Source organism: Tenacibaculum sp. MAR_2010_89, assembly GCF_900105985.1.
Classification (GTDB): Bacteria; Bacteroidota; Bacteroidia; order Flavobacteriales; family Flavobacteriaceae; genus Polaribacter; species Polaribacter halocynthiae.
The window spans coordinates 838,574-863,063 of sequence record NZ_FNUB01000005.1; the positions used below are offsets into that span (position 1 = coordinate 838,574).

Below are 24,490 nucleotides of genomic sequence, written 5' to 3' on the forward strand. Positions count from 1 at the left end.
AAATTACTAGATAGTAAAGTTTCCGTTTGCTTTATGTTCACTGTTTGCGTAACGTTCAATACACTTATCTAAAATTTCATAAGCTTCATTTGCGTCACCCCAATCACCAATATCAACTTTCTTTTTTTCTAAATCTTTATATACTTGGAAAAAATGTGTAATTTCTTGTTGACGGTGTGGGTTTAAGTCTGATAAATCATTATATCTATTCCAAATTGGATCAGATACAGGTACACAAACAATTTTTTCATCTGGACCTTTTTCATCTGCCATATGGAAAACACCAATAGGTTTTACTTCCATAACACACATTGGGAAAGTAGGTTCTGCACCTAATACTAATACATCTAATGGATCTCCATCTAATGCTAATGTTTCAGGTATAAATCCGTAATCACCAGGATACATCATTGATGAAAATAACATTCTATCAAAACGTATTTTACCTAAATCAAAATCGTATTCGTATTTATTTCTACTTCCTTTTGGTATTTCTATTAAAACATCTACTGTCTTTCTTTCTTTTGCAGTCATATTACTTAACTTATCTTCGTTTCTAAAATCGGAGTGCAAAAGTAATAATTTATTGCTGATTTTATAGTTAAAAACAAGGTTATTTTATGGTTAAATGTATGGCTATAAGCCTGGTTTAATTCCTATTCGTATTGCAAATTTTGGAGTTGGACTTACTACTGAGCCTGCTGGAGGGGTGTAGTTACTTCTCCAAATAGCGTCAATACGTAAAAAACGTAAGTTTCCGTAGCCTATGTTTTCTACTCCAACACTATATTCATAATACATTTTATTTGGTGTGTTGTAATTTATGTTTGACTTATTAATAGCTATATTGTTATTTGAAATTGTACCATAAGCTGCTCTGAAAGTTACTAAACTACGTAGCTTTAGTTTTTTTAATAGAGGTATTTTATTTAAAATAAATCCATTAAAGTGATGCTCTAAATGTGTAGCTGCGTAGGTGTCAGTAACAAAATCATAATAATTTAATAAAGAAAAAGTGTTCTTAACTAAAGAAAGTGATTGGTTAGCTGGTACTGGGTTTAGTAGTCCAATTGGTACAGTTCCAAAAGTTTTACCACCTTCAATCGTTGCGTCTAGTAAACCAAATTTTCCTAAAAGAATAGGTTGCGTATATTTAAATTGAATTTTATCATAACTATGAGTTCCATTAAAAGGCCCTTTATATCCTTTTCTGTAGTTTAATACTAGAGTAGGGAATATATTTCTTCCAAAACGCCTTTCAACCCCCAATCCATAAACAAAACGTCCAGGAGTATAAGAAACATAAATGTCAGAAGCAACGTCTGTTATTTGTGAGCGTAAATTCCCTTTTTCATCAAGGTAATTCATTGAAAAATCTTTCTGTGAAGCAGTTCCAATTCTAGCATGTGATAGGTTAAAGCCTACATGCAGATTCATTTTTATCTGGTAATCAAAATTTGCAGCTACCTTTTTGACTCTTGAAAGGAAAAAATTGTCTCCTCTATTAAGTATAGCAGTGGTACCAAAACTTCTTCCTAATAATTGAGTAGTATTTAATAGCACACTACCTAGTTGTTCAATATCATCTTGATAGGCTAATCCTACAGCTATTCTTGGTTTGTATGATAGTAGGTATCTAGCTTCAGCTCCGTACTTAACTTTTTTGTCTTTAAATCCGTATGCAATGTGCCCACCTAACCTAAAACGATCATCTTTTGTTTTAAAAGTTCTAAATCCTATTTTTGTTCTAAATCCTTCTACTTGATTACTTGCAAAAGCTGTCCAAAATGGGCCGAATTGAATCCCTAAATTAGTGTTTATATATCCACTAGCTACTGTATTTATTAATCCTGTAATGTTTTTTATTTCTTTCTTTTGTTTTACAGAATTAATTAATTTATAGGTTGATTTATTTTCCTCATCAGTAACTCCTTTCCAGTATTCTTGCTTTTTTGTATACTGATCTGGTCGTATTTTAATGTTTTTTTGAGTATAGAAAATAGAAGGCTTTGGTTTGTTAAGAATGTAGTTTTTGAATAAAATAGTTTTCTTTATTGTTAACCCTTTATTACTTTCATTCTTGTCGAGAAAAGTAAAATCACCATCATAAGCATTTTTTGTAGAAAGATATATGCTATCATTTTTAACTTCGTATTCTTTTTCAAAACTCAATCCCCTCACAAAGTTTAAATTAATACTTTTGTGAACTTTCATTTTTATTTTTTTTACTGAATAGTTTTTATCAGCAATCCAAACATTTCCTTGAAAAGCTAAATCACCATTTCTTCTAGGGAAAAAATAGATGTTATATAGCTTCTTTTTATTTTTTACAATACTATCATATAAAACATAATCATAAGTAGCAAAACCGTCTGAAGATAGGGGGCTAACAAATGACTTCTGTAATAGTGTAATGTTATTTTTAAATACATCAATGTTTTGAAAAGTATTTGACATTCTATCAAAAACAAAACCTTGAGCACCTAATCCTTCTTCTTTTTCAGCTTCGATATCGGTTCTAATATTGTTCTCTTTATTATTACCATATACATTGGCAACTTGCTCTCTTAAATATACAGGGATATAGTAATTAATACCGTCGTTGTCATATTTAATTTCAGAAATTGCTTTTTCGTAATCTTGTTTAAAAATTCTTTTAATGAATACTGTATCTAAATTATTAAGCCCAATTTCAATACTGGTATGTTTTTTAAATTGATAATTATCAACTAAGTTTAGGCCTAGTTTACGTTTACGCTTCCATACTTCTTTTAAAATTCTATAAGCAGGGTTTTCTTTTTTCTTTAGCCTTTTTTTAGGTTTAGTTACAACAATAACTTCTTCAAGTTCATTTGAAAGTTCTTTTAAAACAACATTAAGATATTTTGTTTTTTGATTAACTTTTAAAACTTGAGTTTTATATCCTATAAAAGATATTTCTAAAGTTCCTCTGTATTTTTTTGTTTTTAAAAAAAACTTACCATCATCACTAGTAGTAGTTCCATAAGTTGTGTTTTGTAAAAAAACATTAACAAATGGTAATGGATTATTAAATTCATCAACTACTTTCCCTTTTAAAGTTATTTGTGCACTAACTGAGGTAGTTATGAATATAAGTAAGTAAAACAGCCGAATTTTCATTATTTTCTTTTACTGCAAAATCCTTTTGATATAAAAAATCAAAAGGATTTTGGATTATTTTTTCAATTTCAATTTGTTTATTTGATGTATAAAACTTCTTTTACAGCAGTAACAACATCATTTGCGTTTGGTAACCATTTTTCTAATAAAACTGGTGAATACGGAGCAGGAGTATCAGCTGTCGTAATTCTTTTTATAGGTGCATCTAGATAATCAAAAGCTTCATCTTGAACTCTAAAAGTTATTTCTGAAGAAACACTTCCAAATGGCCAAGCTTCTTCTAGAACTACAAGTCTGTTTGTTTTCTTTACAGATTCTAAAATTGCATTATGATCCATAGGACGAACAGTTCGTAAATCGATAATTTCGATAGAAATACCTTCTTTAGCAAGTTCGTCAGCAGCTTTATAAGCTTCTTTAATTATTTTACCAAAAGAAACTACAGTAACATCAGTACCTTCTCTTTTAATATCTGCTACACCAATAGGTATTATGTATTCCCCTTCTGGAATTTCCATTTTATCACCATACATTTGTTCAGACTCCATGAAAATAACTGGATCATCATCACGAATTGCTGCTTTTAGTAAGCCTTTTGCATCGTATGGGTTTGAAGGAACGATAACTTTTAACCCAGGACAGTTAGCAAACCAGCTTTCAAAAGCTTGTGAATGAGTTGCAGCCAATTGACCAGCAGAAGCAGTTGGTCCTCTAAATACTATAGGACAATTGAATTGTCCTCCACTCATTTGTCTAATTTTAGCCGCGTTATTTATAATTTGATCAATTCCTACTAATGAGAAATTGAAAGTCATATATTCAACAATAGGGCGGTTTCCATTCATTGCTGAACCAACAGCAATTCCACCAAAACCTAATTCAGCAATAGGAGCATCAATTACACGTTTAGCACCAAATTCATCTAGCATCCCTTTACTAGCTTTATATGCACCATTGTACTCAGCAACTTCTTCACCTATTAAGTAAATGCTTTCATCTCTGCGCATTTCCTCACTCATTGCTTCGCAAACGGCCTCTCTAAATTGTACTGTTTTCATACGTTTTATAAGTAGTTGTTTATCAAGAGTGCAAAAGTAGTAAAAATAGATGTAATGTAAAGGTTAGAATTTTCTTAAAATCCAAATATCTTGTGTAGGTTTATTATTAATAATCCCTCTTTCAATATGCTTAAGTACTTTAAAGTTATTTGAGGTGCATAAATTATTAAAGAAAATAGGAGGGTGGTAAGTAGCAAAAAGTCTATTACCTTCTACTTTATATGAATGTTCAATTAGTTTTCCCTGATTAAAATTTATAGTCTCTTTCTTAGAAAGTTTGTTTTTATATGCATTTCCATGAGTTGTTATGAATAAAATAGCTCCTTTTTTTGAAACTCTATTTAATTCTTTTATCCATAAATGATGTTTTTCCTCTGATAGATGCGTGAAAATTGAAATGCTATAAATGAAATCAAAAAAGTTAGCTTGAAAATTTAAAGGAGGGGTTAAGTTGTTTTTAATAACATTTATATTCGATAAATTTTTTGAACACCATTTTATGTATTTTGAATTATAGTCAGAACCCCAAAAAATAGATTTTTTAATAAATTTAGGCATATGCCTTAATATTCTTCCAGTTCCGCAGCCCCAGTCTAAAACTTTAATGTTTGTTGGTTTTATGAATTCTTTAATGTGTTCAACAATCCATTCGGCTGTGTCTTCTCCACCAAAATATATTTTATGATAGTCTAAGCCAAAGGTTTCATACAAATAAAAATCAGGAGGTATTTTTACAAAAGGGTTTTCATTCAAAAAGATAGTATTCTTTTTTTTATTCTTGAATTTTTGATAAAAAAAATTCCCATGCTCAAAAAGAGGTAGTAGACCAATTAGTTTCACAGTTTTTTTAATTTTTCTCTTCATATTCAATGAGTAAGGTTTTTTAGCGAAATGATTAATTGCAAAAATAAAAAGGAAAAAATAATTTACTATGCACGCATAGTATTTTTAAAAAAAATGCGTAACTTCGTCGTTCAAAAAATAAGTTTCTTTAAAACAGCAATATATGAAAATATTAGTATGTATCAGTCACGTACCTGATACCACTTCAAAAATTAACTTTACAGATAGCGATACAAAGTTTGATACGAATGGAGTACAGTTTGTTATAAATCCATATGATGAGTTTAGTTTAACTAGAGCTATGTGGTTTAAAGAAAAGCAAGGTGCTTCGGTAACTGTAGTTAACGTTGGAGGAGCTTCAACTGAACCAACTTTGAGGAAAGCTTTGGCTATAGGAGCTGATGAGGCTATAAGAGTTAATGTTGAGCCAACTGATGGTTTAATGGTAGCGAAAGAATTAGCTGAGATAGTAAAAGAAGGTGGATACGATTTAGTATTAGCAGGGAAAGAATCTGCTGACTATAATGGGCAAATGGTTCCAGGAATGTTAGCTTCTTTAGTAGATTTCAATTTTGTTAATGGTTGTGTTGGGATGGAAGTAGAAGGAACTAATGTAACTTTAGATAGAGAAATAGATGGAGGAGAAGAAAAAGTTTCATCTGTTTTACCTATGGTAGTTGCTGGGCAAAAAGGGATCGTAGAAGAAAAAGATTTACGTATACCTAACATGAGAGGTATTATGATGGCTCGTAAAAAACCATTAAAGGTTGTTGAAGGAAGTGGAGCTGCTGCATCATCTGTAACAAAAACCTTTGAAAAACCAGTAGCAAAAGGAGCTGTTAAGTTAGTGGATAATGTTGATGATTTAATCAACTTATTACATAACGAAGCAAAAGCAATTTAAAAATAAAATATAAAATTTTGCGGGTGATATTAAAATCACTTAGCAACCTAAAAATATAAAAAATATGTCTGTATTAGTTTTTGCCGATTCAACGGAAGGAAAATTCAAAAAAACAGCTTTTGAAGTTGTTTCATACGGAAAAAAAGTTGCTGAACAGTTAGGAACTAGTTTGGTAACGTTAACAATAAATGGTGGTGATGCTTCAGAACTGAATACTTATGGAGCAGAAAATGTTGTAGAAGTGAAAAATGAATTATCAACGTTTAACGCTAAATCATATGCTTCAATTATAAAGCAAGTAGCCGAAGCAAAGGAGGCTAGTGTTGTTGTTATTGATTCAAGTGTTGATGGTTTAACTGTGGCTCCTTTAGTAGCAGTTTCTTTAGAAGCTGGGTACGCTTCAAATGTAGTAGCATTACCAAGCGATACTGCTCCTTTTGTAGTTAAACGTAAAGCTTTTTCGAATAAAGGATTTAATAATACTGAAATTTCTACTGATAGAAAGGTAATAGGTGTAGCAAAGAATTCATATGGTGCACATGAAAATCAAGCTTCAGGTGCTGTTGAAGGATTTGAAGCAGTATTACCAGAATTAAATGTAAAGTCTGAAGCGATAAATAAGGCATCAGGTAAAGTTACAATTGCAGATGCAGATGTTGTTGTATCAGCAGGTAGAGGTTTAAAAGGCCCTGAAAACTGGGGGATGGTAGAAGAGTTAGCTGAAGTTCTTGGAGCTGCAACTGCTTGTTCAAAGCCAGTATCTGATTTAGGTTGGAGACCACATAGTGAGCATGTTGGACAAACAGGTAAGCCAGTTGCATCTAATTTATATATCGCAATAGGTATTTCTGGAGCTATTCAACATTTAGCAGGTGTAAATGCATCAAAGGTAAAAGTAGTTGTTAATAATGATCCTGAAGCACCATTTTTTAAGGCTGCTGACTATGGTATTGTTGGAGATGCCTTTGAAGTTATTCCTCAATTAATAGAAAAATTAAAAGTATTTAAACAAGCATAATTAATGAGTTAATTTTTCTTTTAAAAGAAAATAGAAAAGAACTCATAATTTTTAGTAAATTGTGCTCGCATAAAAAAGGCTGTCTAAAACTTAAAAATAAGCCTAAGTTAGACAGCCTTTTTCTTTTTTATGATGATGATACATGAGTTTAATAAAACTAACTATTAAAGGAATTTCATATAGTCAAACACAAAGTGGAGCCTACGCTTTGGTGTTGAGTGAAATAGAAGGAACAAGAACGTTGCCTATTATAATTGGAGCTTTTGAAGCTCAGTCTATTGCTATAGCTTTAGAGAAAGAAATTAGACCCCCAAGGCCACTAACTCATGATTTGTTCAAAACATTTGCTGATCGTTTTTCTATAAATATAAAACAAGTAATTATTCATAAGCTGGTTGATGGTGTTTTCTTTTCAAGTTTACTTTCTGAAAGAGATGGTGTTGAGGAGGTTATTGATACCAGAACATCTGATGCAATTGCATTAGCAGTTCGTTTTCAAGCGCCTATTTATACTTATGAAAATATTTTAGATAAAGCAGGGATATATTTGAAATTAGACGAAGAGTTTTCTGAAGAAGAAGGTTTGGATGAAGATGAATTTGAGTTAACTTTTGAAGAAGAAGTTGAGGAAGATGCGTATAGCCAAATGTCTTTGTCAGAATTACATGATGAGCTAAATGAAGCTGTTTCAAATGAAGATTATGAAGTAGCAGCTAAAATTCGAGATGAAATTAGCAAACGATCTTAAAAATATTTAAAACTACAAAAATGAAGAAGTTATTTACACTTTTGATGCTTTGCGTTTCAATAGTAACGTTTAGCCAAAGTATTGAAAAAAAGTGGAATTTTTCATCTATAACAACAACTGAAGGAAAAGAAGTTGTTTCTATAAATCAAAATGATGTTTTCGAATTATCTAAAGGAGAGTTTTGTTATTCTTTAGAGGCGAAAGATGATTTAAAATCGTCTGGAAGCTATATACATCAAAATAATCTATTAATTTTTAATTACAAACAACCTAAAGATACCGTTAGGTACTATAATATTACTGAGTTAACTGATAAAGTATTAACATTATCAGAGAATAATATACTATACAAGTTCTCTTCTAGTGAAAGTGTAGCGCCAATTGTAGCGGAAAAATCTGAAATAAAAGAAATGAATTCTGGAATAGTTTCTAGTCAAGGATTTACAATGCAAAGTTTGTGGAGAGGTGTTTTAGGAATGGTCTCGTTATTAGTTATCGCATTTTTATTTAGTTCAAATAGAAGGGGGATAGATTGGAAAACTGTAGGTTTAGGATTGGCTTTTCAGTTGTTGATAGCTATTGGTGTTTTAAAAGTTCCGTTTGTTCAAAAAGCTTTCGAATGGGTTGGAGGTTTATTTGTAAGCGTGCTCGATTTTACAAGAGCAGGAAGTGAATTTTTGTTTAGTGGATTAGTAGCTGATATGGATTCTTTTGGATTTATTTTTGCTTTTCAAGTACTACCTACTATTATATTCTTTTCGGCGTTAACTTCCTTATTGTTTTATTTAGGTTTAATTCAAAAAGTTGTAAAAGTTTTAGCTTGGTTATTAAGTAAAGTTTTAAAGATATCAGGAGCAGAGAGTTTATCTGTAGCGGGTAATATCTTTTTAGGGCAAACAGAAGCTCCATTGTTAATAAAGGCATATTTAGAAAAGATGAATAAATCTGAAATGCTTTTAGTAATGATAGGAGGAATGGCAACAGTTGCTGGAGCAGTTTTAGCTGCTTATATTGGTTTCTTAGGTGGAGATGATGAAGTGTTGAGATTGTTATATGCTAAGCATTTATTAGCTGCATCTGTTATGGCAGCGCCTGGTGCAATTATAATTTCTAAAATATTATACCCTCAAACTGAAAAAGTAAATACAGATGTGAAAGTTTCTTCAGAAAAAATAGGTTCTAATATTTTAGATGCTATAGCTAATGGAACTACTGAGGGGTTACAGTTAGCAATGAATGTGGCAGCTATGTTGTTAGTTTTTATCGCTTTTATTGCAATGATAAATGGAGTTTTAGGTTGGGTTGGAGATATTACTTCAATTAATACATGGATGATTGAAAATACATCTTATTCTAAACTTTCATTAGAGGCAATTTTGGGGTATCTTTTTGCGCCATTAATGTGGTTAATAGGGGTTGCTAGTGAAGATATGGCTTTAATGGGTCAATTGTTAGGTATAAAATTAGCAGCAAGTGAGTTTGTAGGGTATATTCAATTAGCTGAACTTAAAGATGTTGCTAGTGCTACTCATTTAACTTATAATAAGTCAATTATAATGGCAACATATATGTTGTGCGGATTTGCAAATTTCGCTTCTATTGGAATTCAAATAGGAGGTATAGGTTCATTAGCTCCGGGACAGCGTAAAACATTATCTGAATTTGGAATGAAAGCTTTAATTGGAGGTACTATTGCATCTTTAATGTCTGCAACTATTGCTGGGATGATTATAGGTTAATAAAAAAATAAAAAAAAATAAAAAAAACACCAACTGTACAGTTGGTGTTTTTTTTATGTAAAATTTGGTATGAATATTGTCAATAAAGTGTACAAAAAACTATTATGAAGAAACTACTATTTTTAATTACGTTGTTAATTACTAACCTTGTGATTAGCCAAAAAACACCTACTTTAAATGTAGGTAAAAGACAATTAGCATTATCTTCCTTAGATATTAAAGCAACAATTACAGGCAATATAGCAACTACAACTTACGATATGTTGTTTTATAATCCAAGTTCAAGAGTTTTAGAAGGAGAATTAAAGTTTCCTTTGGGAGAAAGCCAAGAGATTTCTAGATTAGCATTAGAAATACAAGGGAAGCTAAGGGAAGCTGTTGTTGTAGAAAAAGAGTTAGGTAGAGTTGCTTTTGAAGGAATTGTAAGAAAAGGAGTCGATCCTGCATTGTTGGAAAAAGGGAAAGGAAACTCATATAATGTAAGAGTGTATCCTATTCCTGCAAATGGGTATAAACGTGTTGTTATTGCTTATGAGCAAGAGCTTGTTTATAAAGATGAAGCGCATTATTATCATTTACCACTAAGCTTTAAAGATGAATTAGATTTTTTTAATGTTTCTATAGAAACTAGTCAACAAAAATTTACACCATTATTAATTAAAGGAGATAAAACAATGTCTTTTTCCAAATGGGAAAATGTATTTAGAACAACATTAAAAAAAGAAAAATATATACCTAATAAAAGTGTTTTGGTAAAAATGCCAATTGCATTAAAAGAAGAGAAATTAGTAGCTTCTTCTAATCATTTTTATTTTTATAAAACAATTAAACCAGAAGAAAAAAAACGTGAAAGACCGAATAAAATTACCATTTATTGGGATGCTTCATTGTCTATGAAGTCTAGAAACACTTCTAAAGAAATAAATTTATTACATCAATATTTTAGAAATTTAAAAAATGTAGACGTTGATTTTTTGCCTTTTAGTAATCTTATTAATGGTAAAGAAAAATTTAAAATAAGAAATGGAGATTGGTCTCGTTTAAAGAAAAGAATAATGAGTACTGTATATGATGGAGGAACATCATATTCTTCACTAAAGAACATGAAAGATAATTCAGATGTGATTATTCTTTTTTCTGACGGTATAACTACACTAAGTAAATCTGATTTAGCTAAGGGTATCCCTGTTTTTGTTATAAATAGTAAAACAAAAGCAGCACACAAAAAGTTACATCGTATAGCAAAAAATACAAATGGAGGTTATCTTAATTTAAACAGAACAAGCATAAAAGAAGCGTTATCAATTTTAAATAATATACAACTTCAATATTTAGGGTATAATTCATTTACAAAAAACATAGAAGTGTATAGGTCAGAATCGTCAAAAGGATTGTTTGATTTTTCTATTGCTGGTAAAAATTATAAGCAGGGAGAAAAGATAACTTTTTTCTTTGGGTATGGTGATAAAGTTACACAAGAAATTTCTGTTGTATTAAAAAAGAATGTGTCAAGTGATAAGGGAATTATAAGAAGAATTTGGGCTAAAAATAAAATAAATCATCTTTTAGAAAATAAGGAGGAAAATAAAGAAAGTATCATTAATACGGCAGTTGAACATAGTTTAGTTACTGAGTATACTTCTTTAATAGTGTTAGAAGATGTTCAAGATTATATTACTTATAATATACCTCCACCTAAAGAATTGTTGGATCAGTACAATATGATAAAAAATAATTCTACTAAAAGAAGTGTGAATAGGAGTAATATGGGGAATTCTTCTCTGCAACCAGAAAGAATTGAAATAGTTGAAGATACTAAAGATGTGGAAGAAATGATTATAGAAGTTACTGAAACTGATGAAGCTGAGGTTGTAGCGTTAGATGAAATTGTAGAAGTAGAGGAAGAAGAAGTGGTTGTTGAAGATGTTCCGTTTTCGATAGTAGAAAAGCTTCCAATTTATTTAGGGTGTGAAGAAAATTTAAGAAAAGAAGATCAAAAAAAATGTTTTATAGATAAGTTAGATGAGCATATAAAAATTAATTTGAATACAAGTTTAACTCAAGGTTTAGAAATAAGATCTAATACTAGAATTCTGGCAAAATTCACGATAGATAAGAGAGGTGAAATTATTAATATTCAAGTTAGAAGCCAATATTTAATTTTAGCAAATGAAGTTGTTAGAGTTTTAAAGATGTTACCTAGGTTTATTCCAGCAAGTCAAAGAGGAAGGTCAGTAAACGTTTCTTATATATTGCCTATAACAATGAGTAAATCAAATAATCCTGAAAGAATAAATTTACAAAGACCAGAATCAGTAATAGTTAAAGCAAATACCATAGAACTCCCTAATAATGCAAGCAATAGAAGACCTAATTCTAATAGTTTAACAGAAAGTCAGGTAGTTAATAATTCGTTAGTGAAACCTTCTTATAAAAAATACAAAGGAAGTTTGCAGGTAGAAAAGCGAATAGTAAATACACCATATTTAAATGCGTTAGACTTTTTTAAAGATAAAGAAACTGCTTATTTATTTTATATAAAGCAAAGAGAAAGCTATAAAGAAGTACCACATTATTATATAGATGTTTCTGATTATTTTAACAGGAGGTTTAATGCTAGAATATATGCAAGTAGAATTTTATCTAATGTATCTGAATTAGATGCAGATAATTATGAGTTATTAAAAGCGTATGCTTATAAATTAGAAGAAAGAAATGAGAATACTTTAGCATTGTTTATCTATAAAACTATTTTAGAACTAAGACCTGAAGATGCACAGTCATATAGGGATGTTGCTTTAGCATATCAAAACATTGGTTTATGTCAAGAAGCTTTTGATGTTTTATTAAGTATTGTAAATAATAAAATATACGAAAAAAATAAACACCGAAGAGTTTTTAAGGGGATGCAAGATATAGCAAAACAAGAGTTAAATATTTTATATAAAAAATATAAGGATGATTTAGATATATCAAAAGCGCCTGAAGGTTTTTTTGAAGAAATGACACCTATAGATTTTAGAACGGTAGTTGACTGGAATCACAATGATACAGATATTGACTTGCATGTTATAGATCCTAATTTAGAAGAGTGTTATTATAGTCATACTAAAACTGAACAAGGAGGTAGTATTTCTAGAGATATGACTCAAGGTTTCGGACCAGAATGTTTTACATTGAAGGAAGCAGAAAAGGGGCTTTATTATGTGAAGATTAAATATTTTGGAGATCGTAAACAAAAAATTGAAACTCCCACTTTTATGAAAATAACAATTTATAAAAATCAGGGAAAGAAGGATGAAAGTAAGCAAGTAAAAGTTATTAGATTAACTAAGAAAGATAAAGAAGAGATGATTGCTAAAGTTAAAATTTAGAAGGCTTTTTAGTTAATAACTTATTAATATAATTATGAAAAGCTTCAGTATAATATATGGAAGCTTTTTTATTTTTACAAAATGAAATGTTTTCCTTAAGGGAAGTGAATATAGAATTATGAAGCAGTATTTAGATTTAGTAAAGCACGTTTTAGAAAACGGAAATGAGAAAGGAGATAGAACAGGAACAGGAACTAAAAGTGTTTTTGGGCATCAAATGCGTTTTGATTTAAGCAAAGGTTTTCCAATGGTAACAACCAAAAAACTGCATTTGAAATCTATTGTTTATGAGCTTTTATGGTTTATTAAAGGAGATACAAATATTAAATACTTACAAGAAAATGGTGTTCGTATTTGGAATGAATGGGCAGATGAGAACGGAGATTTAGGCCCTGTATATGGTCATCAATGGCGAAATTGGAATAGTGATGAGGTTGATCAATTAAAAGAAGTAATTGAAACGTTAAAAAAGAATCCTAATAGTAGAAGGATGTTAGTTTCTGCTTGGAATCCATCTGTTTTACCAGACACTTCAAAGTCATTTGGAGAGAATGTAGCAAATGGTAAAGCTGCATTACCACCTTGCCATGCCTTTTTTCAATTCTATGTAGCTAATGGAAAATTATCATGTCAATTATACCAAAGAAGTGCTGATATATTTTTAGGTGTTCCATTCAATATAGCCTCATATGCTTTGTTTACTATGATGGTAGCACAAGTATGTGGTTATGAAGCAGGGGAGTTTATTCATACTTTTGGAGATGCTCATATTTATAATAATCATTTAGAGCAATTGGAATTACAATTATCTAGAGATCCAAAAGAACTTCCAAAAATGAAGATAAATCCAGCGATTAAAAATATTGAAGACTTTACATTTGAAGACTTTGAATTGGTTGGTTATGAATCACATCCTCATATAAAAGGAGTGGTAGCTATTTAATTTTTAACGTTCTTTTATCTTTTTAATAATTAAAAATTAGTTCTTAGTTATTACTTTAGTACTAACCCTAAAACATAGAATATGACCAATGAAATAGATACTATAAAAGAGAATATTTACGATAAGATAGCTGAAATTAATGACGAAAATGTGTTAATAGCTATTCAAACTATTATTGTAAATATTGAAAATAGTAGGGAAGATAAAATAACGAATAAAGAAGACTTTACAAGCTATATAAAAGAATGGGTAAAGAATATGTAATTAAAACATGTATTGAAAACTTAGAAAATATACTTAATTCATTTCCTTTACAGGTAGCTTCTATTTCTAAAGAGAGTTGGAATAAGAAAGAATCTGAAAGTAAATGGAGTAAAAAAGAAGTTCTAGGCCATTTAATTGATTCGGGTTTTAATAATTTACAGCGTTTTATTAGAGTTCAATATGAAGAAACTCCACATATTGCATATAATCAAAATGAATGGGTGAAATCACAAAATTGGCAAGCATTACCTATTGAAAATGTTGTGCAGTTATGGAAAGTGATTAACCAACAAATACTTCATATATGGAAAAATTTTCCAGAGAATAAAGTAAATGCTAAAATTAATGTTTCAAAAGAGAAAACAGAATTATATACATTTGCTGAAATAATGGAAGATTATATTGTCCATTTTCATCATCATGAAAAACAAATAGTTTCAAAAATGATTATAGTAATTGCTGCAATAGGTAAAAATAATGAGTTAGGAAAAGGAAATGATTTAATATGGCACTTACCAGCCGATTTAAAGCGATTTAAAAAAGTAACTAGTGGTCATCATATTGTCATGGGACGTAATACTTTTGAAAGTATAGGGAAACCTTTACCAAATAGAACAACAATCATTATTACTAGAAATAAAGACTATTCAAAAGAAGGTTGCTTAACTGCTAATAGTATAGAAGAGGCTTTAGAGTTGAGTAAAAAAGATACAGATGTTTTTATTATTGGAGGTGCTCAAATTTATAAACAAGCATTAGAAAGTAATTTAGTAGATAAATTAGATATTACATTGGTTCATGAAAATTTTGAAGCGGATGTTTATTTTCCTGAAATTAATACTTTAGTTTGGAAAGAAGCTTCAAGAGAAGATTTTATAGCTGATGAAAAAAATAAATATGATTATAGTTTCGTTTCTTATGTAAAGAAGTAATGATTTATAAAGAAACACATGCGTTAAGCGAATTTGAAAAAGAAGCAGTAAGATTATTGTGGAATAATGAGTACCCCGAAATAATTCAACAAAAAAGTAAAGCAGAATTTGATGAGTATTTATCTCAACTAAAAAATAAAAAACATATTCTTATATTAAAAGAGAATGAAGTTTTAGGGTGGTATTGCGATTTTATTAGAAATAATGAGTTGTGGTTTGCTATGATAATTGACGCTAAAATGCAAGGTTTTGGAGAAGGGAGAAAACTAATACAAAAAGCAAAGAAAAGAAATAAAGAATTGAATGGTTGGGTAGTTATAGAAAATAGTTACCTTAAACAGAATAAAAAAGAATATAAATCTCCTATTGAATTTTATAAAAAGTTAGGTTTCAAAATTTTCTTAAATAAAAAATTAGAATCAAACGAAATGAATGCAATAAAAATTCAATGGAAATCTGAAGATCAATGTCATTAAAACTTACCTCGATAACTAAAATATACGGAACACAAAAAGCTGTTAATACTATTTCTTTTTCAGTTGAGAAAGGTGAAATAGTAGGGTTTTTAGGTCCTAATGGAGCAGGGAAGTCAACTACTATGAAAATCATAGCCGGTTATATAAAACCAACCGAAGGTGAAGTGTTAGTAGATGGTATTGATGTAATTAAAACACCAATAGAAGCGCAAAAAAGAACAGGATATTTACCCGAACATAATCCGTTGTATTTAGATATGTACGTTCGTGAGTATTTAAAATTTCAAGCTTCAATTTATAAAATTGACTTAACCAAGATAGCTGAAGTAATAGATAAAGTAGGTTTAATTAATGAAGCGCATAAAAAAATAAACCAATTATCAAAAGGGTATAGGCAGCGTGTTGGTTTAGCTGCAGCAATTTTACATGATCCTGAAGTATTAATTTTAGATGAACCTACTACAGGTTTAGATCCTAATCAATTAGTTGAAATACGTGAATTAATAAAAGAGTTAGGAAAAAACAAAACGGTACTATTGTCTACACATATCATGCAAGAAGTTGAAGCTGTTTGTGATAGGGTGTTATTGATTAATAAAGGAGAGGTAATTATAGATAAACCTTTAAAAGAATTAAAAACAAGTAAAGAACAAATTATTAAAGTAACATTTGATTATAAGTTAGAAGAACAATTTATAAAACGCTTACCAAATATTTTGTCTTTTAAAAATACTACTGAGAACAACTGGATTTTGACTTTTGAATCAGAACAAGATATGCGTCCAGTAATTTTTGATTTCGCTCAAGAAAACGGACTTAAAATTCTTGGCTTAAATACAGAAAATAAAAACTTAGAAAGTTTATTTCATGAGTTGACTAAAAGTTAATTCATAAAAATATTTTAAATACTTTATAAAACCTCTAAATATCATGTTTAGAGGTTTTTATGTTTTTAAGTCAAAATCTAAACTTTTTAATTGTTAAAAACTAGAGTGTTTTTCCTTTTTTTAATTCATATTATCACCGAAAATAATTAAAGAAAAAGAACTTTTTTTAAGGAGATTTTCATTGTAAATTTTTCATGTAGTTAGGGGTAGTTTTGGAAACCAACTAAACTAGGAACTACTAATGATTTACGAAATACTACAAATCATAGCAGAAGAACTAAATGATTATTTAGATTCTAATGATGTAGCATTAGCAAACATAGCTGATGCAAACTCTGAGGGTAATTCACCTGGTAATTTTCCCAATATATCTCTTACTTTAATAAATACACAAGAAGAATTTGCATTAAAAAATTTACGAAATAATTATGTAAACGGAACTACGGTTTCATATAAAAACCCAAAAATTTACTTAAACCTTTTTGTGTTATTCAGTATTAATAAATCTACCTACACTGAGTCGTTAAAAAGTCTTACTAATGTTATTGCTTTTTTTCAAGGCAAAAAAGTATTTACACAAGCCAATAGTAACTATGAAAATGTTGACGGAGTTGAAAATATTAAAAGTTTCAAGTTTATAACGGAGTTATATACGCCAACTTTTGAAGAATTGAATTTCATATGGGGAACCTTAGGTGGAAAACAAAACCCATCAGTACTTTATAAAATAACATTACTAGAGATAGAAAGAGATGTACTAAAACGCGAAGGATCAGTAGTTACAGAAATGAATAAAAATGCAATAATTAATAATTAATTACAATGGTATATCAAACACTCTTTAATATTAATTTATTACATGCTTATTTTTTAGATAGAGGTGAAAAAAAGTATCATTCAATTAATCCAGATCCTAACAAAAAATTAAAGGCTAAAGAAAAAGAAGAAGCAGATAAAGTATACAATAGTAAAACTTGTATTGAAATAGTACCTAATAGGATTACCCAAGAAACAATAAAGGATTATAGATTAATGATAAGAAATCATTCAAAAGGAATGAGAGTTCTTACTACTTCATTGAAAGAAGTAGCTATGGAAGGAAATAATGAAATAGAAAGGTATAGTCCGCTTATTAATTTACCAAACGATTTAACACTAACTTTTTTTGTAAAAATAACAGATAAGTATTTTGAAAACTACACTGAAATAATAGATAAAAACACAAAGAAATTCTATCAGTTATCCAATATATCATCTTCCGCTATTAACATTTTTGAAGCAAGTACTGATATTGAAAAATGGAGTTCTTTTTTAATTTCTGAAGAAGAATCAAGAAGATTAGTATATGAAATGGAAAAAGAGAATGAGTTTAATACGAATACGCCTAAGAAAGTTACTATTGCTGATTTTGACTCAAATCAAATTAATATAATTGAAAACAAAATACAGAATAATGTTTCATTAAATACTCAAGAACAAGAAGTTTTGGATAGTTTAAATTTAAGTATTCAAAAGTATAAAAGCAAAGGAATTATTGGTGTTTTGAGGTTGAAAATTTTAGGAGACAATAATTCTAAACTAACTGAAAACGTTTTTGTAAAAAATCCTGAAACAAACAATTTTGATGTTAGTAAAAAATGTGTATTAAAAGAGGTTCCAAATTTTCAGATCTATATAGAAAATAGAAAAACATTTTGGAGGTATAGTCAGTTGTCTGAAAATTTAAAAATGATTACAAATACTAAGCACCCTTTAACAAAAAATGGGCGCGTAGAAATTGGTAAAACTGATGTAACTCCCCCGTCTCAAGGAACTGTTTTTTTTCCAAATCCCACAATAGAGAGTATTACACTAGATAAGGATAGCCAAGATTACTATTCAGAAATATTTATATAATAAAAATTAAAATTAATAATTATGTCAGCTTACAAAACACCAGGAGTCTACATTGAAGAAATTGTGAAATTTCCACCATCAGTAGCTCAAGTAGAAACAGCAATTCCAGCCTTTATTGGATATACAGAAAAGGCGACAAAAAAAGCAATAGGAGATTTAAAAGGGAAACCAACTCGTATTACTTCGATGTTAGAGTATGAAAATTATTTTGGGAAGCCTCAAAATGAAACTGGTATAAAAGTATCAGTTGTTAATGGAGAAATTTTTGCAGAAGGCCCTTCTAAAAATAATAGATCTCCATTTCTTATGTATTATAGCCTTCAAATGTTCTTTGCTAATGGTGGAGGGCCGTGTTATATAGTTTCTGTTGGTAGATATGGTACTGTTATAGATGATGAAGACGCAACGGTTTCTATAGTAGAACAACCAAAATTAAAAGTAGGTTTAGATGCTATTGAAAAAGTAGATGAAGCTACATTAATTGTATTTCCTGATGCTACTAATATAGGAGATGCTGATAGTTTTTATGGTTTGTATAATGATGCTTTGAAGCAATGTTTGAAATTAAAAGATCGTTTTGTAATTATCGATTCAGAGCATGATGATGAAACACAATCGCCTACTCCTGTAGAAGATTTAAGAAATAAAATTTCTAGTATTAAAAATGAAGTTAAATATGGAGCCGCATATTATCCATTTTTAAAAACAATTTTAGATTACGCCTATGATGAATCTCAAATTTCAGTAGTTGAAAAATCTACAACTCAGGAAGACTTAGAAGCGCAAGTACAATTGATTTCTGATGATATCGATACCGCTAAATTTAATGATTTAAAAACAGCGTTAAATACTTTAAAGGCAGACACAGATGCTAATGTTACAGATGCAATTTCAGCTGCAGCTTATACGCCAATAGTTAAGGCATCTATAGATAATGTAATAAATTACGTGAATTCAATTAAAACTAGTTTAGAAGCTGCTTTGGCAATTTCAAGAAAAAATGCTAGTGTAGTTGCAGAATCTAATGCTTTAGATACTTGGATTACAAACATTCTTGAAGATATAGTGCTTGATTTTAATAAAGCAAAAGATAGATTAAATGATGATGATACAGCTACTAAAATTAAAAATGAAATTGATGCAAATGTTTTAGAAATTGACACTTTAAAAACAGCTATAGATACACTTATTACTCCTGGAGAGTTAAGTTTATTAATTGCTGCTTTAAATGCTAATGCTGCTGTTTTTCCTTCAACAACAACTATTCTTAGAAACCTTAAAAATACAAATGATCGTTTGTATAATCAAGTAAAAGCTGAAATAGGGCGTATACCATTGGTATTACCTCCAAGTTCAACAATAGCGGGGATTTATGCGGCGGTTGATTCTAATAGAGGAGTATGGAAAGCACCAGCAAATGTAAGTTTAAATTATGTTGTAGAACCAACGATTCAAGTTTCTCATGAAGAGCAACAAGGGTTAAATGTAGATGAAGTTGCAGGTAAATCTATAAACGCAATTAGAGCTTTTGTAGGAAAAGGAAACTTAGTGTGGGGGGCAAGAACTCTTGCAGGAAATGATAACGAATGGAGATATGTACCAGTAAGACGTTTCTTTAATATGGCAGAAGAGTCAATTAAAAAAGCTACTGAACAGTTTGTTTTTGAACCAAATGACAAAAACACTTGGATTCGTGTAAAAGCAATGATAGATAATTTCTTAACACTTCAATGGAGAGCAGGAGCATTAGCTGGTCCTACGCCAGAAAAAGCTTTTTATGTAAATATAGGCTTAGGAGAAACAATGACAGCGCAAGATATTTTAGAGGGTAATATGATTATTGAAATAGGAATGGCGGTTGTTCGTCCTGCAGAATTTATCATTTTAAAATTCTCTCATAAAATGCAAGAAGTATAAGTAACTCGCTAAATAAAATTAAATAAAAAAATAAAATTATGTCAGTATTATATCCATTTAGTAAATTTTCCTTCGCTGTAGATTTTGGAGGGGCTAAATTTAACTGTACAGAGGTTTCAGGGTTAACCTTTGAAAATAAAATGATTGAGTACCGTGGAGGAGCGGATAGAGAGTATCATAAATCTAAACAACCTGGGTTATTTGAGTATGCTAACATTACTATAAAGAGAGGAATATTTGCAGATAAAAGTAAAGAGTTTTATGAGCAATGGGCTAAAACTGTATACCTACAAGAAGGAGGTGCTCAGTTTAGAGGAGACTTAACTATTAGTTTATTAGATGAAAACGGAGATGCATCTGTAAACTGGAAATGTACAAATGCATATTTGGCTAAACTTTCTGATACAGATTTAAAAGCAGATGGTAATGAAATAGCTATACAAAGCGCTGAATTTGTAATAGAAAAATTAACAATGATAGATTAATGTTTAGTTACTATCCACCAGTAGGCTTTAGTTTTAAAGTAGAGTTTGAAACAATTCCAACTTCACAAGGAGACAACTCATTTCAATCAGTTTCAGGGCTCTCAGTAGACCTTGAAACTGAAGAAATTGCTGAAGGTGGAGAAAATAGATTTAAGCATAAAATACCAGTACGCTCAAAATACCCAAATTTAGTTTTAAAAAGAGGAGTTCTAGTAAATTCTGAGGTTATTAAATGGTGCAAGAAAGCATTAGAAAACTTTGAAATTCAACCAGTAAATATAAATGTTATGTTGCTTGGAGAAGATCATCAAGCTATCCAAACTTGGAACATAGTTCATGCATATCCAGTTAAATGGAATGTGGGCGACTTTAATGCTGAAGAAAGTAAACTTGTAATAGAAACTCTTGAATTAACGTATAATTATTTTAAAGTAACCTAACCATGCCAATTACTATTAAAGAATTACATATTAAAATAAATGTAGATGAAAAGCCTGAAATACAAGGACAGGCTAGTGGAACAAATATTAGTAATACTGCAGCCATAGTTGCAACTTGTGTAGAGGAAGTAATGGATATTCTTGAAAGACAAAAACAACGATAATGAGTCAAGGAGAATTAAAAAAACTAGTTATAAAAGCTTATAAAGACGATAAATTTAATGATGAGGTTGCTAATGGAGAGTTTACAACATTGGTAAACCCTGAAAAATATATGGTGGCATACAAGCCAGAGTATACTGAAGTTCAGGGTCAAGGAACAAGTGGGGGACAACCAAAATTCACTAAAATACCTCCACAAGAACTAGATCTAGATTTGTTATTTGATAGTAGCGGAGTAATTGATGGAAAAGGTGATTTGAAGAATGGAATTATCGATAAAATTGAAGCTTTTAAGAAGATTGTTTTTGAGTACAAAGGAGAAGAACACAAGCCTAATTATTTAATGATTAAATGGGGGGCGCTTTTGTTTAAAGGATCTTTAGTAGATCTTTCAATTGAATATAGATTATTTGCTCCTGATGGTACTCCATTACGTGCGAATGCAAAATTAAAAGTAAAAGGTACTATTGATGATGATTTACGAATAGCTAAAGAAAATAATCAATCGCCAGATTTAACCCATTATCGTAAAGTAAAATCTGGAGATACCTTGCCCCTGATGTGCCACCGTATTTATGGAGACTCTAAGTATTATCTAGAAGTAGCGAGGGTAAACAAGATTATGCAATTCAGAAAATTAAAATCTGGTCAAGAAATTTTTTTTCCACCATTACAAAAATTCGCCTAAATGAATAGTACAGGAACCATACAAACTTCAAAAAGTGCTGATTTAACCACTTTTAAAATACTTGTTGAAGGAGAAGAATTGTCAAAAATATATGAGGTAAAAAGCATCACTGTTTCTAAAGAGGTAAATAAAATACCAACGGCTCAAATTATTTTAATTGATGGAGATGCTTCAAAACGAGATTTTAAATTAAGTAATGAAAACTTACTTATTCCAGGGAAAGAGATTGAACTTACAGCTGGTTATCATTCAGATGAAGAAACTATTTTTAAAGGAATTGTGATTAAACATAATTTAAGAATTAGGGCTCATTCAGCACAGTTAGTTATTGAATGTAAAGATGAAGCTGTAAAAATGACGATGGGTAGAAAAAGTAAATATTTCTACGAAAGCAAAGACAGTGATATTTTTGAAGAAATTATTGGTGAATATGGACTATCTAAAGAAGTTGAATCAACAAATCATTCTCACCCTGAATTAGTTCAGTATAATGCTTCAGATTGGGATTTTTTAGTTTCAAGAGCTCAAGCCAATGGAAAGCTATGCTTTGTAGATGATGGAACTGTGACTATAGCAAAACCAAACATTGGTCAATCTGAAATAGAAACAGTAACCTTTGGAGGTTCACTTTTAGATTTTGATGCAGAAATAGATGCTCGTCATCAAGTTAAAAAAGTGGCTGCTTATAGTTGGAATCATACAGATCAAGAATTAGTTGAGGTTGAAGGTAAAGATCCAGGAGTTACGTTAAACGGAAATTTATCAGTTTCTGATTTAAACAAAATTATAGATTTAGAAAACTTAGAACTTAGGCATGGAGGAGGTATTACAGATACTGAATTACAAGATTGGGCAGATGCAAAATGGTTATTTCAACAATTAGCAAAAGTAAGAGGTAGAGTGAAATTTCAAGGAATTCCATCGGTAAAGCCTAATACAATTTTAAAATTAGAAGGAGTTGGTGATCGCTTTAACGGTAATGTTTACGTAACTGGTGTACAACATGTTATTTCTAATGGAAATTGGGTATCGAATGCTCAATTTGGATTGTCAACAGAGTGGTTTTCTGAAACTTTTGAAATTTCTTCAAAACCAGCATCAGGATTATTACCAGCAATTCAAGGATTGCAAATAGGTGTTGTTTCTCAATTAGAAGAAGACCCTGATGGTGAAGATAGGATTTTAGTGCAAATTCCAATTATTAATAATGAAGAAGAAGGTATTTGGTGTAGAGTTGCTTCACCAGATGCTGGAGAAAATAGAGGTGTTTTTTTTCGACCAGAAATAGGAGATGAAGTTATAGTAGGTTTTATTAATCAAGACCCTAATGATGCTATTGTTTTAGGAATGTTGCATAGTAGTGCTAAACCTTCGCCAATAACAGCTACAGATGATAATCATGAAAAAGGAATTATTACAAGAAGCGAAATGAAAGTATTGTTTGATGATGATAAGAAGATAATTACTATTGAAACACCAGCAGGAAAAATTATATCTCTTGATGAAGATGAAAACACTATAACTATTGAAGATGATAATTCAAATGTAATTACTATAAATAGTGATGGTATATCAATGGAAAGTGCAGGAGATATTTCTTTAAAAGCTTCTGGAGATGTTTCTATTGAAGGAACTAATGTGAGTTTAACGGCAAATGCTGAATTCAAAGCTGAAGGGAGTGCAGGAGCAGAGTTATCAACTAGTGCGATAGCAGTTTTAAAAGGATCATTAGTACAAATAAATTAATTTTTAAAAGGTAAAACAATAATGTCATTCCGAGGAAATAAGACGAAGGAATCTGTCTTTTAAAGTAAGGTTACCTCCTTTAACTCGTAATGATAGTTCAAATAAGTAAAGTAAATGGGAAATCCAGCAGCAAGAATTACAGATATGCATGTTTGCCCTATGGTTACAGGAGTGGTTCCTCATGTTGGAGGGCCAATTTTACCAGCAGGAGAACCAACAGTTTTAATTGGAGGTTTACCAGCTGCAAGAGTTGGAGATATGGCAGTTTGTGTTGGACCACCTGATAGTATAGTAGCAGGTTCAGGAACAGTATTAATAGGAGGTATGCCAGCGGCAAGAATGGGAGATAGTACTTCACATGGAGGCACAATAGTATTAGGAGAACCAACAGTATTAATAGGATAGTTAATGATGGAAAATAAAAAAGCATTTTTAGGAATAGGATGGGGGTTTCCTCCTGAGTTTTCTAATGATTTAAGAGAAGTAGTTATGATATCCGATGAAGAGGATATTAAAAGTAGTTTAGAAATACTATTAACCACACGATTAGGTGAACGAGTATTATTACCAAATTATGGTTGTAACCTGGAAGAATTACTTTTTGAACGATTAGACAGAACACTTATAACTTATGCAAAAGAACTGATTCAAACTGCAATATTATACCATGAACCAAGAATTGATGTAATTCATATTGATGTTTCAGAAACAGATCCTTTAGAAGGGATGTTAGTTATAAAAATCGAGTATACAATTAGAGCTACAAATAGTAGAACCAATGTGGTGTTTCCTTTTTATAAAGGAGAAGGAACTGATATAAATTAAAAAA

General features: G+C 30.2%; 24 protein-coding genes. 20 read left to right on the plus strand and 4 right to left on the minus strand.

The window, feature by feature from the left end; all coding sequences use genetic code 11:
- Positions 1-6 precede the first annotated feature (6 nt).
- The 4 genes from BLV71_RS07455 to BLV71_RS07470 form a co-directional block, all read right to left on the minus strand.
- A complete protein-coding gene (locus tag BLV71_RS07455; protein ID WP_093869936.1) occupies positions 7-534 on the minus strand; it encodes an inorganic diphosphatase in 528 nt (175 codons plus the stop codon).
- Positions 535-636: 102 nt separating this feature from the next.
- Positions 637-3,141: a DUF5686 family protein gene (locus BLV71_RS07460; RefSeq protein WP_093869937.1), complete on the minus strand. Its 2,505-nt coding sequence runs from the start codon at positions 3,139-3,141 to the stop codon at positions 637-639.
- Positions 3,142-3,218: 77 nt separating this feature from the next.
- On the minus strand, positions 3,219-4,199 hold the full coding sequence (locus BLV71_RS07465) for a pyruvate dehydrogenase complex E1 component subunit beta (RefSeq protein ID WP_093869938.1): 981 nt from the start codon (positions 4,197-4,199) through the stop codon (positions 3,219-3,221).
- A 63-nt stretch (positions 4,200-4,262) separates the two neighbouring features.
- A complete protein-coding gene (locus BLV71_RS07470) occupies positions 4,263-5,063 on the minus strand; it encodes a class I SAM-dependent methyltransferase (RefSeq protein WP_093869939.1) in 801 nt (266 codons plus the stop codon).
- 142 nt (positions 5,064-5,205) lie between these two features.
- Here BLV71_RS07470 and BLV71_RS07475 point away from each other — a divergent pair, with 142 nt between their 5' ends.
- From BLV71_RS07475 to BLV71_RS07565, 20 genes are all read left to right on the plus strand, one after another.
- A complete protein-coding gene (locus BLV71_RS07475) occupies positions 5,206-5,946 on the plus strand; it encodes an electron transfer flavoprotein subunit beta/FixA family protein (RefSeq protein WP_093869940.1) in 741 nt (246 codons plus the stop codon).
- Between the two features lie 64 nt (positions 5,947-6,010).
- On the plus strand, positions 6,011-6,964 hold the full coding sequence (locus BLV71_RS07480; RefSeq protein ID WP_093869941.1) for an electron transfer flavoprotein subunit alpha/FixB family protein: 954 nt from the start codon (positions 6,011-6,013) through the stop codon (positions 6,962-6,964).
- A 142-nt stretch (positions 6,965-7,106) separates the two neighbouring features.
- A complete protein-coding gene (locus BLV71_RS07485; protein ID WP_093869942.1) occupies positions 7,107-7,712 on the plus strand; it encodes a bifunctional nuclease family protein in 606 nt (201 codons plus the stop codon).
- A 20-nt stretch (positions 7,713-7,732) separates the two neighbouring features.
- Positions 7,733-9,451 (plus strand): NupC/NupG family nucleoside CNT transporter, encoded by a 1,719-nt coding sequence (locus BLV71_RS07490; RefSeq protein ID WP_093869943.1) that lies wholly within the window; start codon positions 7,733-7,735, stop codon positions 9,449-9,451.
- 104 nt (positions 9,452-9,555) lie between these two features.
- Entirely contained in the window at positions 9,556-12,825 is a 3,270-nt protein-coding gene (locus BLV71_RS07495) for a VIT domain-containing protein (RefSeq protein WP_093869944.1), read from the plus strand.
- 118 nt (positions 12,826-12,943) lie between these two features.
- Complete coding sequence (locus BLV71_RS07500) at positions 12,944-13,768, plus strand: thymidylate synthase (protein ID WP_093869945.1); 825 nt, start codon at positions 12,944-12,946, stop codon at positions 13,766-13,768.
- Between the two features lie 81 nt (positions 13,769-13,849).
- Entirely contained in the window at positions 13,850-14,032 is a 183-nt protein-coding gene (locus BLV71_RS07505) for a hypothetical protein (RefSeq protein WP_093869946.1), read from the plus strand.
- Positions 14,014-14,964 (plus strand): dihydrofolate reductase, encoded by a 951-nt coding sequence (locus tag BLV71_RS19020; RefSeq protein ID WP_093869947.1) that lies wholly within the window; start codon positions 14,014-14,016, stop codon positions 14,962-14,964. Before BLV71_RS07505 ends, BLV71_RS19020 begins: the two co-directional genes overlap by 19 nt.
- Complete coding sequence (locus BLV71_RS07515; RefSeq protein ID WP_093869948.1) at positions 14,964-15,440, plus strand: GNAT family N-acetyltransferase; 477 nt, start codon at positions 14,964-14,966, stop codon at positions 15,438-15,440. Before BLV71_RS19020 ends, BLV71_RS07515 begins: the two co-directional genes overlap by 1 nt.
- Positions 15,431-16,327, plus strand: a complete 897-nt coding sequence (gldA, locus tag BLV71_RS07520) for a gliding motility-associated ABC transporter ATP-binding subunit GldA (RefSeq protein WP_093869949.1) — start codon at positions 15,431-15,433, stop codon at positions 16,325-16,327. Before BLV71_RS07515 ends, gldA begins: the two co-directional genes overlap by 10 nt.
- A gap of 241 nt (positions 16,328-16,568) precedes the next feature.
- Complete coding sequence (locus BLV71_RS07525; protein WP_093869950.1) at positions 16,569-17,144, plus strand: Pvc16 family protein; 576 nt, start codon at positions 16,569-16,571, stop codon at positions 17,142-17,144.
- A 5-nt stretch (positions 17,145-17,149) separates the two neighbouring features.
- On the plus strand, positions 17,150-18,223 hold the full coding sequence (locus BLV71_RS07530) for a hypothetical protein (protein ID WP_093869951.1): 1,074 nt from the start codon (positions 17,150-17,152) through the stop codon (positions 18,221-18,223).
- Between the two features lie 21 nt (positions 18,224-18,244).
- A complete protein-coding gene (locus BLV71_RS07535; RefSeq protein ID WP_218131768.1) occupies positions 18,245-20,140 on the plus strand; it encodes a phage tail sheath family protein in 1,896 nt (631 codons plus the stop codon).
- A 38-nt stretch (positions 20,141-20,178) separates the two neighbouring features.
- On the plus strand, positions 20,179-20,625 hold the full coding sequence (locus tag BLV71_RS07540) for a phage tail protein (protein ID WP_093869953.1): 447 nt from the start codon (positions 20,179-20,181) through the stop codon (positions 20,623-20,625).
- Positions 20,625-21,065: a phage tail protein gene (locus BLV71_RS07545; protein WP_093869954.1), complete on the plus strand. Its 441-nt coding sequence runs from the start codon at positions 20,625-20,627 to the stop codon at positions 21,063-21,065. The genes BLV71_RS07540 and BLV71_RS07545 overlap by 1 nt, the downstream gene beginning before the upstream one ends.
- A gap of 2 nt (positions 21,066-21,067) precedes the next feature.
- On the plus strand, positions 21,068-21,229 hold the full coding sequence (locus BLV71_RS18560; protein WP_176974370.1) for a DUF5908 family protein: 162 nt from the start codon (positions 21,068-21,070) through the stop codon (positions 21,227-21,229).
- The gene (locus tag BLV71_RS07550) at positions 21,229-21,915 is read left to right on the plus strand and encodes a CIS tube protein (RefSeq protein WP_093869955.1); all 687 of its coding nucleotides are present in this window, start codon (positions 21,229-21,231) and stop codon (positions 21,913-21,915) included. The genes BLV71_RS18560 and BLV71_RS07550 overlap by 1 nt, the downstream gene beginning before the upstream one ends.
- Positions 21,916-23,661, plus strand: a complete 1,746-nt coding sequence (gene vgrG, locus BLV71_RS07555; protein ID WP_093869956.1) for a type VI secretion system tip protein VgrG — start codon at positions 21,916-21,918, stop codon at positions 23,659-23,661.
- Positions 23,662-23,775: 114 nt separating this feature from the next.
- Positions 23,776-24,066 (plus strand): PAAR domain-containing protein, encoded by a 291-nt coding sequence (locus tag BLV71_RS07560; RefSeq protein WP_093869957.1) that lies wholly within the window; start codon positions 23,776-23,778, stop codon positions 24,064-24,066.
- A 3-nt stretch (positions 24,067-24,069) separates the two neighbouring features.
- Positions 24,070-24,486: a GPW/gp25 family protein gene (locus BLV71_RS07565; protein ID WP_369813910.1), complete on the plus strand. Its 417-nt coding sequence runs from the start codon at positions 24,070-24,072 to the stop codon at positions 24,484-24,486.
- Positions 24,487-24,490: the final 4 nt, after the last annotated feature.

Bases quoted from the DNA above. Each gene is read 5' to 3' on its own strand.
- BLV71_RS07455 (WP_093869936.1), bottom strand. From the start codon at position 534: ATGACTGCAAAAGAAAGAAAGACAGTAGATGTTTTAATAGAAATACCA.
- BLV71_RS07460 (WP_093869937.1), bottom strand. From the start codon at position 3,141: ATGAAAATTCGGCTGTTTTACTTACTTATATTCATAACTACCTCAGTT.
- BLV71_RS07465 (WP_093869938.1), bottom strand. From the start codon at position 4,199: ATGAAAACAGTACAATTTAGAGAGGCCGTTTGCGAAGCAATGAGTGAG.
- BLV71_RS07470 (WP_093869939.1), bottom strand. From the start codon at position 5,063: ATGAAGAGAAAAATTAAAAAAACTGTGAAACTAATTGGTCTACTACCT.
- BLV71_RS07475 (WP_093869940.1), top strand. From the start codon at position 5,206: ATGAAAATATTAGTATGTATCAGTCACGTACCTGATACCACTTCAAAA.
- BLV71_RS07480 (WP_093869941.1), top strand. From the start codon at position 6,011: ATGTCTGTATTAGTTTTTGCCGATTCAACGGAAGGAAAATTCAAAAAA.
- BLV71_RS07485 (WP_093869942.1), top strand. From the start codon at position 7,107: ATGAGTTTAATAAAACTAACTATTAAAGGAATTTCATATAGTCAAACA.
- BLV71_RS07490 (WP_093869943.1), top strand. From the start codon at position 7,733: ATGAAGAAGTTATTTACACTTTTGATGCTTTGCGTTTCAATAGTAACG.
- BLV71_RS07495 (WP_093869944.1), top strand. From the start codon at position 9,556: ATGAAGAAACTACTATTTTTAATTACGTTGTTAATTACTAACCTTGTG.
- BLV71_RS07500 (WP_093869945.1), top strand. From the start codon at position 12,944: ATGAAGCAGTATTTAGATTTAGTAAAGCACGTTTTAGAAAACGGAAAT.
- BLV71_RS07505 (WP_093869946.1), top strand. From the start codon at position 13,850: ATGACCAATGAAATAGATACTATAAAAGAGAATATTTACGATAAGATA.
- BLV71_RS19020 (WP_093869947.1), top strand. From the start codon at position 14,014: ATGGGTAAAGAATATGTAATTAAAACATGTATTGAAAACTTAGAAAAT.
- BLV71_RS07515 (WP_093869948.1), top strand. From the start codon at position 14,964: ATGATTTATAAAGAAACACATGCGTTAAGCGAATTTGAAAAAGAAGCA.
- gldA (WP_093869949.1), top strand. From the start codon at position 15,431: ATGTCATTAAAACTTACCTCGATAACTAAAATATACGGAACACAAAAA.
- BLV71_RS07525 (WP_093869950.1), top strand. From the start codon at position 16,569: ATGATTTACGAAATACTACAAATCATAGCAGAAGAACTAAATGATTAT.
- BLV71_RS07530 (WP_093869951.1), top strand. From the start codon at position 17,150: ATGGTATATCAAACACTCTTTAATATTAATTTATTACATGCTTATTTT.
- BLV71_RS07535 (WP_218131768.1), top strand. From the start codon at position 18,245: ATGTCAGCTTACAAAACACCAGGAGTCTACATTGAAGAAATTGTGAAA.
- BLV71_RS07540 (WP_093869953.1), top strand. From the start codon at position 20,179: ATGTCAGTATTATATCCATTTAGTAAATTTTCCTTCGCTGTAGATTTT.
- BLV71_RS07545 (WP_093869954.1), top strand. From the start codon at position 20,625: ATGTTTAGTTACTATCCACCAGTAGGCTTTAGTTTTAAAGTAGAGTTT.
- BLV71_RS18560 (WP_176974370.1), top strand. From the start codon at position 21,068: ATGCCAATTACTATTAAAGAATTACATATTAAAATAAATGTAGATGAA.
- BLV71_RS07550 (WP_093869955.1), top strand. From the start codon at position 21,229: ATGAGTCAAGGAGAATTAAAAAAACTAGTTATAAAAGCTTATAAAGAC.
- vgrG (WP_093869956.1), top strand. From the start codon at position 21,916: ATGAATAGTACAGGAACCATACAAACTTCAAAAAGTGCTGATTTAACC.
- BLV71_RS07560 (WP_093869957.1), top strand. From the start codon at position 23,776: ATGGGAAATCCAGCAGCAAGAATTACAGATATGCATGTTTGCCCTATG.
- BLV71_RS07565 (WP_369813910.1), top strand. From the start codon at position 24,070: ATGATGGAAAATAAAAAAGCATTTTTAGGAATAGGATGGGGGTTTCCT.